The sequence below is a fragment of the Mesorhizobium sp. DCY119 genome (assembly GCF_003590645.1).
Taxonomy (GTDB): domain Bacteria; phylum Pseudomonadota; class Alphaproteobacteria; order Rhizobiales; family Rhizobiaceae; genus Mesorhizobium_M.
This window is the reverse complement of record NZ_CP031834.1, coordinates 2,501,042-2,515,329: the sequence shown is the minus strand read 5'-3', so window position 1 is coordinate 2,515,329 and position 14,288 is coordinate 2,501,042. Positions and strand designations below refer to the sequence as shown.

At 61.8% G+C, this 14,288-nt stretch carries 18 protein-coding genes; 14 read left to right on the top strand and 4 right to left on the bottom strand.

All coding sequences use genetic code 11. The features are described 5' to 3' along the window. Positions 1–129 precede the first annotated feature (129 nt). The 3 genes from DZG07_RS12175 to DZG07_RS12165 are packed head-to-tail and all read left to right on the top strand — an operon-like array spanning position 130 to position 2,209. Positions 130–789 carry a glutathione S-transferase family protein gene (locus DZG07_RS12175; RefSeq protein ID WP_119817393.1) on the top strand — a complete coding sequence of 220 codons (660 nt, stop codon included), beginning with the start codon at positions 130–132 and terminating at the stop codon, positions 787–789. 18 nt (positions 790–807) lie between these two features. After that, entirely contained in the window at positions 808–1,479 is a 672-nt protein-coding gene (locus DZG07_RS12170; RefSeq protein WP_119817390.1) for a DUF899 domain-containing protein, read from the top strand. Between the two features lie 31 nt (positions 1,480–1,510). Continuing rightward, positions 1,511–2,209, top strand: coding sequence for an alpha/beta hydrolase (locus DZG07_RS12165; RefSeq protein ID WP_119817387.1), 699 nt, complete (start codon positions 1,511–1,513; stop codon positions 2,207–2,209). A gap of 13 nt (positions 2,210–2,222) precedes the next feature. Here DZG07_RS12165 and DZG07_RS12160 read toward each other — a convergent pair whose 3' ends face one another. Beyond that, the gene (locus DZG07_RS12160) at positions 2,223–2,645 is read right to left on the bottom strand and encodes a DUF1801 domain-containing protein (RefSeq protein ID WP_119817384.1); all 423 of its coding nucleotides are present in this window, start codon (positions 2,643–2,645) and stop codon (positions 2,223–2,225) included. A 242-nt stretch (positions 2,646–2,887) separates the two neighbouring features. On the opposite strand from DZG07_RS12160, the gene DZG07_RS12155 reads away from it, so the two are divergent. From DZG07_RS12155 to DZG07_RS12105, 11 genes are all read left to right on the top strand, one after another. After that, positions 2,888–3,808: a DMT family transporter gene (locus tag DZG07_RS12155; RefSeq protein WP_091912620.1), complete on the top strand. Its 921-nt coding sequence runs from the start codon at positions 2,888–2,890 to the stop codon at positions 3,806–3,808. Between the two features lie 10 nt (positions 3,809–3,818). Continuing rightward, entirely contained in the window at positions 3,819–5,027 is a 1,209-nt protein-coding gene (locus DZG07_RS12150) for a multidrug effflux MFS transporter (protein ID WP_119817381.1), read from the top strand. Positions 5,028–5,029: 2 nt separating this feature from the next. After that, a complete protein-coding gene (gene mobA / locus DZG07_RS12145; protein ID WP_119821663.1) occupies positions 5,030–5,647 on the top strand; it encodes a molybdenum cofactor guanylyltransferase MobA in 618 nt (205 codons plus the stop codon). Next, on the top strand, positions 5,644–6,159 hold the full coding sequence (gene mobB, locus DZG07_RS12140; protein ID WP_119817378.1) for a molybdopterin-guanine dinucleotide biosynthesis protein B: 516 nt from the start codon (positions 5,644–5,646) through the stop codon (positions 6,157–6,159). Before mobA ends, mobB begins: the two co-directional genes overlap by 4 nt. 203 nt (positions 6,160–6,362) lie before the next feature. Beyond that, positions 6,363–7,145 (top strand): ABC transporter substrate-binding protein, encoded by a 783-nt coding sequence (locus DZG07_RS12135; RefSeq protein ID WP_119817375.1) that lies wholly within the window; start codon positions 6,363–6,365, stop codon positions 7,143–7,145. 83 nt (positions 7,146–7,228) lie between these two features. Continuing rightward, the gene (locus tag DZG07_RS12130) at positions 7,229–7,942 is read left to right on the top strand and encodes an ABC transporter permease (RefSeq protein ID WP_091912610.1); all 714 of its coding nucleotides are present in this window, start codon (positions 7,229–7,231) and stop codon (positions 7,940–7,942) included. Next, positions 7,939–8,769 (top strand): ABC transporter permease, encoded by an 831-nt coding sequence (locus DZG07_RS12125; protein WP_119817372.1) that lies wholly within the window; start codon positions 7,939–7,941, stop codon positions 8,767–8,769. The genes DZG07_RS12130 and DZG07_RS12125 overlap by 4 nt, the downstream gene beginning before the upstream one ends. Before the next feature lie 106 nt (positions 8,770–8,875). Next, on the top strand, positions 8,876–10,030 hold the full coding sequence (locus DZG07_RS12120) for a GGDEF domain-containing protein (RefSeq protein WP_119817369.1): 1,155 nt from the start codon (positions 8,876–8,878) through the stop codon (positions 10,028–10,030). A gap of 81 nt (positions 10,031–10,111) precedes the next feature. Next, positions 10,112–10,981 (top strand): NAD(P)-dependent oxidoreductase, encoded by an 870-nt coding sequence (locus DZG07_RS12115; RefSeq protein WP_119817366.1) that lies wholly within the window; start codon positions 10,112–10,114, stop codon positions 10,979–10,981. Positions 10,982–10,992: 11 nt separating this feature from the next. Then, positions 10,993–11,703, top strand: a complete 711-nt coding sequence (locus DZG07_RS12110; RefSeq protein ID WP_119817364.1) for a DNA alkylation repair protein — start codon at positions 10,993–10,995, stop codon at positions 11,701–11,703. Positions 11,704–11,816: 113 nt separating this feature from the next. Continuing rightward, a complete protein-coding gene (locus DZG07_RS12105) occupies positions 11,817–12,377 on the top strand; it encodes a DUF3299 domain-containing protein (RefSeq protein WP_119817361.1) in 561 nt (186 codons plus the stop codon). A 39-nt stretch (positions 12,378–12,416) separates the two neighbouring features. Here the strand turns inward: DZG07_RS12105 and DZG07_RS12100 are convergent, their stop codons facing one another. From DZG07_RS12100 to DZG07_RS12090, 3 genes are all read right to left on the bottom strand, one after another. Further along, positions 12,417–12,908 carry an Lrp/AsnC family transcriptional regulator gene (locus tag DZG07_RS12100; protein WP_091912597.1) on the bottom strand — a complete coding sequence of 164 codons (492 nt, stop codon included), beginning with the start codon at positions 12,906–12,908 and terminating at the stop codon, positions 12,417–12,419. Between the two features lie 108 nt (positions 12,909–13,016). After that, positions 13,017–13,634 carry a uracil-DNA glycosylase family protein gene (locus DZG07_RS12095; protein WP_119817358.1) on the bottom strand — a complete coding sequence of 206 codons (618 nt, stop codon included), beginning with the start codon at positions 13,632–13,634 and terminating at the stop codon, positions 13,017–13,019. Positions 13,635–13,636: 2 nt separating this feature from the next. Next, positions 13,637–14,248, bottom strand: coding sequence for a glutathione S-transferase (locus tag DZG07_RS12090; protein WP_119817356.1), 612 nt, complete (start codon positions 14,246–14,248; stop codon positions 13,637–13,639). Positions 14,249–14,288 lie beyond the last annotated feature (40 nt).

The window sequence follows — 14,288 nt, the reverse complement described above, 5'->3', positions numbered from 1 at the left end:
AAAATTCTCCGAAAAACCGGTTGCAATTCCATATCAGTACTATTATCGTGCAACTGGTTTCAAAATACAATCACTAATTAGTCAGCTTGGCGTGCGGGCTGGCGAACGGCGCGAGAAAGCGATCAGTCCATGTCTCTCACCTATCATTTCCATCCCCTCGCCTCCTTCTGCCACAAGCCGCTGATCGCGCTTTATGAAAACGACACGCCGTTCGAAACGGTGCTGGTCGATCTTGGCGACGAAAGCTCCAGCGCTGATTTCAAGGAATTGTGGCCGGTCGGCAAGATGCCGGTGCTGCGCGACGCCGCCCGCGACCGCATCGTGCCGGAATCGACCATCATCATCGAATATCTGGACAAGTATTACCCTGGAAAAATCCGCTTCATACCGGCCGACCCCGAAGAAGCCTGGCGCACCCGCCTTTCCGATCGCTTTTATGATCTCTACGTGCAGGAACCGATGCAGAAGATCGTCGTCGACCGCATTCGCCCGGCAGGCCAGCACGATGGCTTCGGCGTCGAACAGGCACGCGAGACGCTTCGAACCGCCTACGGCATGATCGAGCGTGACATGGCCACGCGGACATGGGCGATGGGCGACGCCTTCACCATGGCCGACTGCGCGGCAGCACCAGCGCTGTTCTATGCCGAGAAGGTCGAGCCATTTGCCGCCACGCACAAGCACATGGCCGCCTATTTCGACCGGCTGCTGAACCGCCCGTCCTTCGCCCGCGTGCTGAAGGAAGCCGAGCCCTATTTCAAATTCTTTCCGACGCGGAACCTGAACTGAATTCGAAAGGAGACAGACATGGAAGCGCAGAAAATCGTCCCGCACGGCGAATGGGTGGCAGCGCGCAAGCGGCTGCTCGCCCGCGAGAAGGAAATGTCGAGGGCGCGCGACGCTCTGAACGCCGAACGCCGGGCCCTGCCGATGGAACTGGTCGAGAAGGACTATGTCTTCGACGGGCCGAACGGCAGAGCGAGCCTTGCCGACCTGTTCGAGGGGCGTCGCCAGCTCCTTATCTACCACTTCATGTTCGACCCGAAATGGGAGAATGGCTGCCACGGCTGCACCAGCTTCGCCAACAGCCTGCCGGATCTGTCCGAACTGCATAAACGCGAAACCACGCTGGCAATGGTCTCGCGCGCACCTTTCGGCAAGCTGGCCGGCTACAGGCAGAAGATGGGCTGGACGGTGCCGTGGTATTCGTCCTTCGGCAGCGACTTCAACTACGATTTCCACGTCACGCTGGACGAAAAGATCGCGCCCATCGAGATCAACTACCGCGGCAAGGCCGAGTTCGAAGCCGCGAAAGGCGCCTGGGACCAGTGGGGCACCGAACTGCCGGGCCTCAGCGTCTTCCTCCGCGACGAAGGCCGGATCCTGCACAGCTATTCGACCTATGCGCGCGGCCTGGAGCCATTGGTGCCGGTCCTGCACTATCTCGACCTTGCACCGCTGGGCCGGCAGGGCTCGTAAGCCAGCGAATTCAAATACTTGGGAGGATGAAATGACCGACTCAAAGAAGAACGGGCGCGCTACCTTTGTGCTCGTGCATGGCGCATGGGCGGGCAGCTGGTCGATGATGCGGGTTGCCGATGCGCTGACGGCCAAGGGCCACCGTGTCTTTGCGCCGACGCTGAGCGGGCTTGGCGAGCGGTCGCATCTGGCGGGAGCGGACATAAACCTCACCACTCATGTCAACGACGTCGTCAACGAGGTGCTGTGGAAGGACCTCGATCGCATCGTGCTGGTCGGGCATTCCTATTCCGGCATCGTCATAACCGGGGTGGCCGAAAGGATCGGTGAGCGCATCGCCTCGATCGTCTATCTCGACGCGTTCATACCCGCAGACGGCCAGTCCTTCGCCGATTTCGCCGAAGGCTGGGAACTGGTCGGCGAAACCATCCCCGCTCCGCCGACCTCGAAGGGCGATTACCTCGACGAGAACGACCGCGCCTGGGTCGACGCCAAGGCAACGCCGCACCCGACGGCGTCGCTGAAGGAAAAGCTCCGCGTGACCGGCGCCTATCAGCGCGTGCCGAAGAAGACCTACATCCAGGCGACCGGCTGGGACAGCCCGTTCGGCCAGACTGCCGATGCGCTAGGGAAGGATCCGAGCTGGGCCGTCAGGCAGATCGCCTGCGGCCACGATGTCGGCATCGACAAGCCGCAGGAACTGGCCGACCTTCTGATCGAAGCCGCCTAGACCCGCAGGAGCTTCATGTCTCCTTGCTGGACGGGCCTTTCGATCGGGCAGCCGCCGGCGCTTTCTTCGTCTTCTTCCTGGCCTGATTGAACTCGATCGCGGCGCGGATCAGGTTTTTCAGGGCGCGCTCGTCGATCGTATCCCCTTCGAAAACATCGATCGCCCGCCACACCTTGCCGCCGAAGCCCGCATTGAAGAGCTTGTCAGGATCGGCGAGGCTCGCGCCGTGGGAAAAGGTGAGCTTCACCTTGTCCTTGTGGGCGTTGACGACAGCGATGATGCCGTCGCGGGACCATACCGGGCTTCCCATCCACTTCCATTCCTCGACGATCTCTTTATCGGCCTCAAGGATGCTCCTGCGCAGGCCGGCGAGCGTCTTGCCGCGCCAGTCCGTTAGTTTTGCGATGAGCTGGTCGATCTGTTCCGATGGATTCATGGGATCTTGTACCTCGAATTCCTGGCCCCTTCCGGCGCTGCGAATTTATCATATCCGGCCGGTTATACATCATCGTTCTCGATCATGCGCGGCCGCGCAGCATCGTTAGCCGGCAAAATTATGCCTGCCGATTTTTCGCAGTAGCAGGACAGGCACCCTCTCCGGTGGCCCAGTGCTTTGGCATTGCTGTTTCGGCACCGGATGTTACATCCTTTGCCTAACAATAAAGAATCGGAAACGCCTTGGCACTTTCTCCCAACCTTCGCGGCGCCATGTTCATGGTGGTGTCGATGGCCGGGTTCACCTGCAACGACGCGTTGATCAAGCTGGCGTCGATGCACATGAATTTCGGCCAGGTGATCCTCGTGCGCGGATTGTTCGCGACGACGTTGATCACCCTGCTTGCCTGGCATCAGGGCGCGCTGAAGATGCCGCGGCTGATATTCCACCCGATGATCGGCCTTCGCGTGCTGGGCGAACTCGGCGGCACGATCTTCTTCCTGATCGCACTCCAGCACCTGCCCATCGCCAATGTCTCTGCCGTGCTTCAGGCCCTGCCGCTCGCAGTGACGATGGGCGCGGCGCTGTTTCTGGGCGAAGGCGTCGGCTGGCGCCGCTGGCTGGCGATCGTCGCCGGCTTCACCGGCGTCATGGTCATCGTTCGGCCCGGCTTCGAGGGTTTCAACATCTTCGCATTGTCGGCACTGATATCGGTCGCCTTCTGCGCACTGCGCGACCTGGCGACCAGACGCCTGCCGCCGCACGTCCCGTCGCTTCTGGTTTCCGCAGTCACCGCCACGGTGATCATGCTGTGCGGCGCAGTGCTCATAACCCCGCTCGGCGGCTGGACGCCGATGGAATATGAATACATCGCTCTGCTCGGCCTTGCAGCCGTGCTCGTCCTGGTCGGCTACCAGTTCGTCATCATGTCGATGCGCACCGGCGACATCTCCTTCATCGCACCGTTCCGCTATACGGCCCTGCTCTGGGCGATCGTGCTTGGCTATCTCATCTTTGGCGACATTCCCGACATTGCCATGATCGTCGGCGCGATCATCATCGTCAGCTCCGGCCTCTACACGCTCTATCGTGAACAGGTCGCCGGGAAGACAGCGCCGGCCGCGCAAAGCACCAGCCCGGCAATGGCGCCGGACGGCATCTAGGCGCGGGCACATGGCCGCAGGGTTTCTGAACAAGGCGACTCCGCCGCATGTCTTCACGCTGGTGACGGCAGCGGCAGCCAGCACGCTGTCGATGAATATCTTCCTGCCGTCCCTGCCCGGCATGGCGAAGCATTTCGACGCCGAATATGCGGTGGTGCAGCTGGCCGTTTCGCTCTATCTCGCCGCCACCGCCGTCCTGCAGCTGTTCATCGGGCCGGCCTCCGATCGCTTCGGCCGGCGGCCGGTGATGCTGTTCTGCTTCGCCCTTTTCATTCTTGGGACGGTTGCGGCGATCTACGCGCCGACGATCGAACTGCTGCTTGCTTGCCGGTTGCTGCAAGCCAGTTCGGCGGCCGGCATGGTGCTGTCGCGCGCCATCGTGCGCGACACGGTCGAAGCAACCGAGGCGGCAAGCAAGATCGGCTACATCACGATGGGCACCAGCCTGGTGCCGATGATCGGGCCGATCATCGGCGGGTTCCTCGATGAACTCTATGGCTGGCAAGCGACCTTCCTGCTCATGCTTGCGGCCGGGCTCTTCGCCTTCGTCATCGTCTGGCTCGATCTCGGCGAAACGAACCGGCAGAAATCATCGAGCTTTGCCGCCCAGTTTCGCAGCTACCCCGAGGTTATCGGCTCGCGCCGCTTCTGGGGCTACACGCTGACGGCGGCCTTCACCTCCGGCGCTTTCTTCGCCTTTCTCGGCGGCGGACCGTATATTTCATCCGAAATCCTGCACCTGACACCGTCGCAATACGGCATGTACTTCGCCATCGTCTCGATCGGCTACATGCTCGGCAACTTCATGTCGGGCAGGTTTTCGCGAACGGTGGGCATCAACCGCATGATGCTCTACGGCAACATTGTGACGGCGCTGGGCATGATGCTGTCGATCGCACTGTTCTGGTCCGGCTACAATCATCCGCTGTCGCTGTTCGGCCCTATCTTCTTCGTCGGCGTCGGCAATGGCGTCACGCTGCCCAACGCCAATGCCGGTATCGTCAGCGTCAGCAGCCACCTCGCAGGCTCGGCCTCCGGCCTTGGCGGCGCATTGCAGATCGGCGGAGGCGCGGCTCTTTCGATGGTCGCGGGTGCACTGCTGACGCCCGACACTGGACCCTACCCGCTGCTGTGGGTGATGTTGCTTTCGGCGCTGGCAGGCGCGCTTTCAACCCTTTATGTGATGTGGGTGTCGCGGCATCCGGCCAGGGAAGCGTGAGCGTGCAAGAAACCATTGCGGGATTGATCCTTTCAGGCGGCCGCGCGACGCGAATGGGCGGCGGCGACAAGACATTGCGTCCGCTTGGCGACGGGACGATCCTGTCGCATGTGATATCCCGTCTTGCCCCGCAGGCCGCAAGCATGGCGATCAGCGCCAATGGCGACCCGGCGCGTCTTGCCGGGTTCGGGCACCCAGTGATCGCCGACACCGCAGGCGCCGGACCCTTGGCCGGGATTCTGGCGGGAATGGACTGGGCGCGCCCTGTCGCCAGCCATATCCTGACGGTTGCCGGCGACACGCCCTTCTTTCCCGCCAATCTTTGCGAAAAGCTCGATGCAGCCAGAAATGGCGAAGCAGGCCGCATTGCGGTGGCATGCTCTGACGGAGAACAACACCCGACATTTGCGCTGTGGCCGGTCACGCTTCACGACGAGCTGCTGGTCTTCCTCGGCGGACAGCACAAGTTTCGCGTGCGCGCCTTCATCGAAAGCCACGATTTCGTCGAGGTCGATTTCCCGATGCTGGACGTCACCGCAAAAATCGTCGATCCCTTCTTCAACATCAACACCCCCGGCGACCTTCAGGAAGCCGAGGCGATCGTGCGGGCCATGATTTGACACAGCGCGTATTCGGCATCACCGGCTGGAAGAATTCGGGCAAGACCACGCTGACCGAAAGGCTCGTGGCTGAATTGACCGCGCGCGGCTGGCGCGTTTCCACGGTCAAGCACGCACATCATGAATTCGACATCGACAAGCAGGGCACCGACAGCTTTCGCCACCGTGCGGCCGGCGCCGGCGAGGTCGCCATCGTCTCCGGCAAACGCTGGGCGCTGATGCACGAACTAACCAGTGAGGACGAGCCTTCGCTCGACGCCATACTGGCGCGCCTTTCGCCCTGCGACATCGTGCTGGTCGAGGGCTACAAGCGCGAGGCGCACAAGAAGATCGAGGCGCGCCGGCTGGAAGCGAAAGACACAGCACCGCTATCGGCCAACGATCCCAACATCGTCGCCATCGCCGCCGATCATCCGGTGTCGGGAGAACGCCTGCTAACATTCGGGATCGACGACATTGCCGCGATAGCCGATTTCATCGAAACCACGACCGGCTTGAAAAAGCTGACGTAACGTCATGTCCCGGCAGCGATTTATGCCGCCGGAATGAACTTGCGTACACACCGGCAAGTTGACGTAAAGTCGTTTGCCGGGGGCGTATTTGCAGTTGCTTTCTTCCTGAAAACAGACGCAGTATCGCGTTCTGCGGGTCACCGGGAGGCGGCCCTGGACGACGCCGCAATCATCAGCGGCGGGCAACAACAGAGAGGAACATCATGCGTATTCTTATGCGTGTCGCGCTTGGGGTATCTGTCATGGCGCTGGCGATCGGCGCAGCCCAGGCCCAGGAAAAGACCATCAAGATCGGCACCGAAGGCGCCTATCCGCCCTTCAACAACCTGACCGCCGACGGCAAGCTGGAAGGCTTCGACATCGATATCGCCAACGCGCTGTGCGAAGAGATGAAGGCAAAGTGCGAATTCGTGACCCAGGACTGGGACGGCATCATCCCCGCCCTTCAGGCCGGCAAGTTCGACGCCATCATCGCTTCCATGTCGATCACCCCGGAGCGCCTGGAAAAGGTCGACTTCTCCGAGAAGTACTACAACACGCCTTCGGCCATCGCCGTGCCGAAAGACAGCGAGCTCAAGGGCGTGACCAAGGAAGACCTCGCCGGCAAGACGATCGGCGTGCAGGGCTCCACCACCCACTTCAACTACGCGGAAAAGACCTTCACCGATGGCGAGGTCAAGGCCTATCCGACCGCCCAGGAATACCAGCTCGATATCGCCAATGGCCGTCTCGACGCCGTGGAAGACGATATCGTCGTGCTGTCGCAGTGGCTTGATTCCGCCGACGGCGCCTGCTGCAAGCTGCTGGGCCAGCCCTCGCCGCAGCCGGTCGAAATCTTCGGACCCGGCGCCGGCATAGCGGTCCGCAAGGGCGACGCGCTCGCAGCCGAATTCAGCGCTGCGATCAAGGCGATCCGCGCCAACGGCAAATACAAGGAAATCAACGACAAGTACTTCAAGTTCGACGTCTACGGCGCCGAATCCTGATCCTCTTGAAGCGTGAGGGTGGCGGCCCGATCGCCGCCCTCGCCTTTTGAACCTGCGAGGACAAACGGGAGACTGGCGCGCCGATGGAGAACGTCTGGACGCTGCTCAGCTGGGGCCCACAGGGGTGGAGCGACGACATCGCCTGGGGCGTTCTCGTCACGGTCTCGCTCGGGCTCGCCACGCTTCCGGTCGGTCTTCTCATCGGCTTCCTGGTGGCGCTCGCCAAACAATCGCCCGAACCGTCGCTGCGGATCGCCGGCAACGTCTACACCACCATCTTTCGCGGCCTGCCAGAACTGCTGACGCTGTTCCTCGTCTTCTACGGCGCGCAGATCGGCCTGCAGCAACTGCTTCATTTCTTCAGCCCCGGCACCAATATCGAGATCAACAGCTTCGTCGCCGGCATGGTGGCGCTGGGCGTGGTCTTCTCGTCCTATGCCAGCGAGGTTTTTCTCTCGGCCTTCCGCGCCATCCCGCAAGGGCAATATGAAGGCGGCTATTCGATCGGCCTTTCCAAGGGCCAGACGATGCGGCTGGTGGTGCTGCCGCAGCTGATCAAGATCGCCCTGCCCGGCCTCGCCAATCTCTGGCTGATCCTGCTCAAGGACACCTCGCTCGTCTCGGCCATCGGCCTTGCCGACATATTGCGCCAGAGCGGCATTGCCGCACGCGTCACCAAGCAGGCCTTCCTGTTCTTCGGCTTTGCCTGCCTGATCTATCTGGTGCTGGCGATCATCTCGTCCTTCGGCATCAACGCCATCGAACGCTGGGCTGGCCGCAGGGAGGCGCAGCGATGAGCGCCGTAACGGAAACCAGCACCGACGTCGACCGCCCGCCGACGATCCCCAGGCCATGGACTGCCGCGCGCATAACCGGGCACGTCTTCATTGTGCTGTGGCTGATGCTCGGCGTCGCCATGGTGGGCTATCTCGTCAACGCCTGGAACCCGGACCTTTTCGAGAAATACGCGCCCTATTATCTGTCGGGCCTGCTGGTAACCATCAAACTGGTGGCGATCTCGATCGTGCTGGGCGCGCTGCTGTCGATACCGATCGCCTATGCGCGCATGTCCAAGAACAAGGTGCTCAATGCGCTCGCCTACGCCTATGTCTATTTCTTTCGCGGCACGCCGCTGCTGGCGCAGACGTTCCTGATCTATTACGGCCTGGGCTCGTTCCGGCCGCAGCTTGAGGCCGTCGGACTTTGGACGTTTTTCCGCGACGCCTGGTATTGCGCGGTCTTTGCCTTCTCGCTGAACACCGCGGCCTATCAGGCGGAAATCCTGCGCGGCGCCATCGAAAGCGTGCCGAAGGGCCAGTGGGAGGGCGCTGAATCGCTCGGGCTGCACAAGTACCAGATCCTGCGCAAGATCGTGCTGCCCCAGGCGCTGATCGTGGCTCTGCGCCCCTATGGCAACGAGATCATCCTGATGATCAAGGGCTCGGCGATCGTGGCCATCATCACCGTCTACGACCTGATGGGCGAGACGCGCCGCGCCTATTCGCGCACCTTCGATTTTCAGACCTACCTCTGGGCGGCACTGATCTACCTGTCGATGGTCGAGACGCTGCGCCACGGCATCGAATGGATCGAGCGGCGCATCACCAAACATTTGAAGCGCTGAAAATCAGCCACCGCGCCCGCAATTTTATTGACGCAGCGGCAATTCCCTTTACGACGGCTTCACCACTGACGCCTATGCTGGACGTCATACGGGGTGCGGCGGCCGAATGGCTTTTCAAATCGATCTCAACACGTTGATGCTTTGCTCGATGCTGGTGACGGCAACCTGCGGGGTGCTGTTCCTGCTCGAGGCGTGGCGGCGGCGCGAAATCGCCTCCAGCCTGTGGTGGGGCATCGGCTTTGCCTGTTCGACCGTTTCGCTGCTCTTCTACATCGCCTCATCGGCCCCTCAGCTCGATTGGCTCGGCCCCGTTGGCAATGGTTTCGTCGTGGCAACCATGTCCTTCATCTGGGTTGGCGCGCGCTCCTTCAATGGGCGTTCGGCTGCCATTGTTCCGGCACTCGTCGGACCTTTCCTGGTCATCATCGTGCCGCTGCTGATGTCCCGGCCGCTCGTGGCCTGGAGCGGCGCAGTACCGTTTTTCTTCGTGTTCTCGCTCTTCAGTCTGATGGCCGGCTTCGAATTCTGGCGCGGCGGGGCCAATCGCTACCAGAACGCCATGATCCTGGCCGTGACCAGCAGTTTCAACGGCCTGTACTATGCCGGGCGCGGCACGGTGCTCTGGCTGACGAGCCCGGATCATCCGTTCTTCATCGCCTATTTCGGCTCCAAGGTGGCCACCATCGAGGTGATGCTGCTGATCCTGATTTCCAGCTTCACCCTCGTGGCACTCGGCCGCGAACAGACCGAAATGGCACTGCGCCGCGCCGCAACCCACGATGTGCTGACCGACGTGCTCAACCGGCGCGAATTCATCAGCCGGGCCGAACAATTGCTGCAACGCCTGGCACTCACCCGCGCACCCGTGACCGTTCTGGTCATGGATCTCGATTTCTTCAAGAAGATCAACGACACCTACGGCCACCCCGTCGGCGACCAGGTGCTGGTGATGTTCGCGGCCATGGCCAAGAGCACAATTCGCGGCAGCGATCTTCTTTGCCGCCACGGCGGCGAGGAGTTCGTCATCTTCCTGCCCGGCGTCGGCCAGAGGCGGGCGATCGATATTGCCGAGAGTATCCGCGCGCGCTGCGCCGAGATCGCGATTGTCACCGAACGCGGCACGCTGCGGCCGACCATCAGCATCGGCGTTGCGTCCGCCCCCTTCTCCCAGCGTGATCTGCCGTCATTGATCGCAGAGGCCGACGAAGCCCTCTATCTGGCCAAATCCGAAGGCCGCAATCGCGTCGCCACGGCCGCCTGAGCCAATCCTTCATCCTTGACGAATCCGCTTGATGGCATAGACCTGACGCCAACAGTTGGAACATAGTTGAAGAGGCGGAAAATGGCGTCAGTGGCATTCCTGGGACTTGGCGTGATGGGCTACCCGATGGCAGCGCATCTCAAGAACAAGGGCGGACATGACGTCACCGTCTACAACCGTAGCGCAGCCAAGGCGCAGAAATGGGTCGGCGAGCATGGCGGCAGCCACGCGCCGACGCCGCGCGAGGCAGCCAGGGACAAGGATTTTGTTTTCTCCTGCGTCGGCAATGATGACGATTTGCGCAGCGTCACCATTGGCCCGGACGGAGCCTTCCAGTCGATGAAGAAAGGCGCGATCTATATCGACAACACCACCGCCTCGGCGGAAGTCGCGCGCGAGCTCGGCGAGAAAGCCAAGGAGTATGGCATCTCCTTTCTCGACGCACCGGTGTCTGGCGGTCAGGCCGGTGCTGAAAACGGCGCGCTGACCGTCATGGTCGGCGGCGAGCAGGATGTCTTCGACAAGGCCAAGCCGGTGATCGACGCCTATGCCAAGATGGTCGGGCTGATGGGGCCGACGGGCGCCGGCCAGCTCACCAAGATGATCAACCAGATCTGCATCGCCGGGCTGGTTCAGGGCCTGGCCGAGGGCATCCATTTCGGCAAGAAGGCCGGGCTCGACATCGAAAAGGTGGTCGAGGTCATATCCAAGGGCGCTGCCGGCTCATGGCAGATGGAAAACCGCCACAAGACGATGAATGCCGGCAAATATGATTTCGGCTTCGCCGTCGACTGGATGCGCAAGGACCTCGGCATCTGCCTCACCGAGGCCGACCGCAACGGCGCATCGCTCCCGATCACGGCTCTTGTCGACCAGTTCTACAAGGATGTGCAGGGCATGGGCGGCAAGCGTTGGGACACGTCCTCGCTGCTGGCACGACTGGAGAAATAGGCGCAGACGCCATGGCCGAGCTTTCGCCGAACTCCAGCGCTGCGGAAATCATCACGCACCTGCGCTCGATCGGCTCGGAAGAAAACCGTCGCGGAATGCTGCGCTACGGCATAAAGATCGATCGCGCGCTCGGCATCTCGCACGGCGTGCAGCGACAGATCGCCAGGCAGATCAAGCGCAACCATGAACGCGCCTTCGAGCTTTGGGAAAGCGGCATCATGGAGGCGCAGTTCATCGCTTCCGTGACTGCCGACCCGAAGCGATTTACCGCTGAGAATGCAAGGCGTTGGGCTGCAAGCTTCGACTCCTGGGATATCGTCGATGGCGTCTCCGACCTCTTCGTCGACACGGACTGCTGGCGCGAACTGATCGAGGAATTCGCGGCAGACGATCGCGAATTCGTCCGGCGAACCGCCTTTGCCATGATGGCCTGGTCAGTCGTCCATCGGAAGAAGGAACCGGACGCGACCTTCCTCGATTTCCTGCAGCTGATCGAGGCTCACGCCACCGACAGCCGCAACTTCGTGAAAAAAGCCGTCAACTGGGCACTTCGCTCGATGGGCAAGCGCTCGTTCGCCCTGCATGGACCGGTGCTTGCTATGGCCGAAAGGCTCGCGGCCTCGACCGACAAGACGGCGCGCTGGATCGGCAAGGACGCAGTAAAGGAACTGACCGGCCCCAAAACGCTGGAGCGCCTGCAACGGAAGGCGGACGCGCAATGAGCGGTCGGGCGCAGCGCTCTGGTAGATGCCCGAACAGGCCAATCGCGCCTTTGCGTATTGACCCGACCTTCCCGAGCGATTTTACTCAGGCTCGTGCCCGTGGAGTGTGACTGTTGAATTTTGTCCTCAGATCAGCCGTCGCGGCTGCCGCCACGCTTCTGGCATGCGGCGCGAACGCCGCCTCGCCGGTTGCCACGACCATTTTCTGGAAAGATCTTCGCCCAGCCGGGCAACAGGCCGCCGAAGGCCCCGGACTGCCGATGGTCGCTGCAAAAATGCCGGACCATGGCGAAACGCTGTCGACAAATCTGGACGGAAAGACGGTGACGCTGACCGGCTACGCGCTTCCGGTCGACCGCGACGGCGACCTTGTCTACCAGTTCCTGCTCGTCCCCTGGACCGGCGCATGCAGCCATATGCCGACGCCGCCGCCGAACCAGATCGTTCTCGTCACCATGCCCAAGCCCTACAAGCTGGCGAAAGCCTATGAGGCCGTGTCGGTGACCGGCACGCTGAAGCCCGGCATGGAGAAGAGCCAGTTGTTCATTCTCGACGGCGTCTCGGTCGTCCAGTCCGGCTACAGTTTCAGCAAGGTGGAAGTGGCATCGGCCGAGTCCGTGCCGGACGCGGTGGTGGTGCATCAGGCCAACCCGTGGAGCTTCATGAAGAAGTGAACCACGCCCGGGAGGCGCGAACCTCCCGGCAGGCTGTCATCAAGCCGCGTTCGAACCGGATTCCTTGTCCAGCACCATGTAGTCGAGCGGCAGTTCGGTCGTGTATTTGATCTGCTCCATGGCAAAGGCAGACGACACGTCGCGAATCTCGATCTTGGCGATGAGCCGCTTGTAGAAGGCGTCATAGGCCGAAATGTCCGGCACAACCACGCGCAGCAGATAGTCGACATCGCCGCTCATGCGATAGAATTCAATGACTTCCGGAAACTCCTGAATAACTTCCGAGAAGCGCCGCAGCCACTCATGGCTGTGCGAATTGGTGCGGATCGACACGAAGACGGTGACGCGCGTGTTGATCTTTTCAGGATCAAGGATGGCCACGCGCCGCTTGATGACGCCCTCTTCCTCGAGCTTCTGAATGCGCCGCCAGCAAGGCGTCGTCGACAGGCCCACCTTTTTGGCGACATCGGCGACGGCAAGCGTCGCGTCTTCCTGAAGAAGGCGAAGAATTTTTCGATCAAGGCGGTCCATGACGGCTCCGTTAGAAAATTATTCCGCCATAATCTCCCTAACGAAAGCGTTTCACAAGAAAGGAATTCTCCGGGGACCGGGAATTTTCGCAAAGACATTGCCGGAAAATCAGGAAATGCGATGCCGGATTTCCGATTTGAGGACAGGCAGCAATTCCATTTCAAACCATGGATTCTGTTTCAGCCACCCCGTATTGCGCCAGGACGGGTGCGGCAGCGGGATGACACGCGGCATCGTCGGAGCGTCATGGATGGCGCGCCAGTCACGCACCGTTTCGTTCAGCGACGCCTTGCGCGCCGCGCCCAGATGCCAACTCTGCGCATAAAGCCCGATCGCAAGAACAAGATCGACCTGCGGCATGAGATCGATAAGCCGCTGCCGCCATGCGGGCGCGCATTCGCGGCGCGGCGGCAGGTCGCCGCCCTTGGCATCCTGCCCCGGAAAGCAAAAACCCATCGGCACGATGGCGAAGTTGCGCGCGTTGTAGAACTGCTCGCGCGTCACCCCGAGCCAGTCGCGCAGACGGTCGCCCGAGCGGTCGTCGAACGGCATGCCGCTGGCATGGACCTTGGTGCCCGGCGCCTGCCCCGCAATCAGGACGCGGGCGGACGTGGACGCCACCACGACCGGCCGCGGCTCATGCGGCAGGGGCCGGGCAAGCGGCTGCTCGACGCAGATGCGGCAGGCGCGGATTTCGGCCACGAGCCGGTCGAGCTCGGCAGGCATGATCAGGCTTTGGCGCTTGGCCGGGCAGAAATCGCCTGATACCAGCGGACGACGTTGGTCAGCTCTTCAGGGACGGTGATGCGCGCCGGCTTCATGAAGTCGACGGCGATCAAGCCGGTGATATCGGCAATGGAGAATTCCTCGCCGGCGGCGAATTCGCGGTCAGCCAGTTCGCCGTCGAGAATGCTGAGGAATTCCAGGACCTTCGGCTTGTTTGCTTCACCCCATTCCGGAATTTGCGGGACTTCCCACTCCTTCATCGCCGGGTGGATGTGGCGGAACGCCTGCGCCACGCAACTGAGCAGATTGAGCTCCATGCGCCGCTGCCACATCTCGACCTGGGCTCTGCCGAGCGCGCCGCGCCCGAACAGCGCCGGCTCGGGGTGAAGCTCCTCGAAATAGCGGCAGATAGCGACGGATTCAGTGAGGATCGTCCCATCGTCAAGTTCGAGAACAGGCAGGCGCTGCAGCGGATTGCGCCGCGCGACCTCGTCGCCCTTGTGTCCCAAAGCGCCCATATCGACCGGCACCAGCGGCACCTCGATGCCTTTTTCGGCCAGGAACACGCGGACCCGCCGCGGATTGGGCGCGCGCCCGCCATCATAGAGTTTCAATCCAACCTCCCTTTCCGTTTCGGCTTTCGACTATAGCGCC

Excerpts from the sequence above, each read along its gene's own strand:
- DZG07_RS12170 (WP_119817390.1), top strand. The coding sequence starts at position 808 with ATGGAAGCGCAGAAAATCGTCCCGCACGGCGAATGGGTGGCAGCGCGC.
- DZG07_RS12115 (WP_119817366.1), top strand. The coding sequence starts at position 10,112 with ATGGCGTCAGTGGCATTCCTGGGACTTGGCGTGATGGGCTACCCGATG.
- DZG07_RS12110 (WP_119817364.1), top strand. The coding sequence starts at position 10,993 with ATGGCCGAGCTTTCGCCGAACTCCAGCGCTGCGGAAATCATCACGCAC.
- DZG07_RS12095 (WP_119817358.1), bottom strand. The coding sequence starts at position 13,634 with ATGCCTGCCGAGCTCGACCGGCTCGTGGCCGAAATCCGCGCCTGCCGC.
- DZG07_RS12175 (WP_119817393.1), top strand. The coding sequence starts at position 130 with ATGTCTCTCACCTATCATTTCCATCCCCTCGCCTCCTTCTGCCACAAG.
- DZG07_RS12135 (WP_119817375.1), top strand. The coding sequence starts at position 6,363 with ATGCGTATTCTTATGCGTGTCGCGCTTGGGGTATCTGTCATGGCGCTG.
- DZG07_RS12160 (WP_119817384.1), bottom strand. The coding sequence starts at position 2,645 with ATGAATCCATCGGAACAGATCGACCAGCTCATCGCAAAACTAACGGAC.
- DZG07_RS12150 (WP_119817381.1), top strand. The coding sequence starts at position 3,819 with ATGGCCGCAGGGTTTCTGAACAAGGCGACTCCGCCGCATGTCTTCACG.
- DZG07_RS12100 (WP_091912597.1), bottom strand. The coding sequence starts at position 12,908 with ATGGACCGCCTTGATCGAAAAATTCTTCGCCTTCTTCAGGAAGACGCG.
- DZG07_RS12120 (WP_119817369.1), top strand. The coding sequence starts at position 8,876 with ATGGCTTTTCAAATCGATCTCAACACGTTGATGCTTTGCTCGATGCTG.
- DZG07_RS12165 (WP_119817387.1), top strand. The coding sequence starts at position 1,511 with ATGACCGACTCAAAGAAGAACGGGCGCGCTACCTTTGTGCTCGTGCAT.
- DZG07_RS12130 (WP_091912610.1), top strand. The coding sequence starts at position 7,229 with ATGGAGAACGTCTGGACGCTGCTCAGCTGGGGCCCACAGGGGTGGAGC.
- DZG07_RS12125 (WP_119817372.1), top strand. The coding sequence starts at position 7,939 with ATGAGCGCCGTAACGGAAACCAGCACCGACGTCGACCGCCCGCCGACG.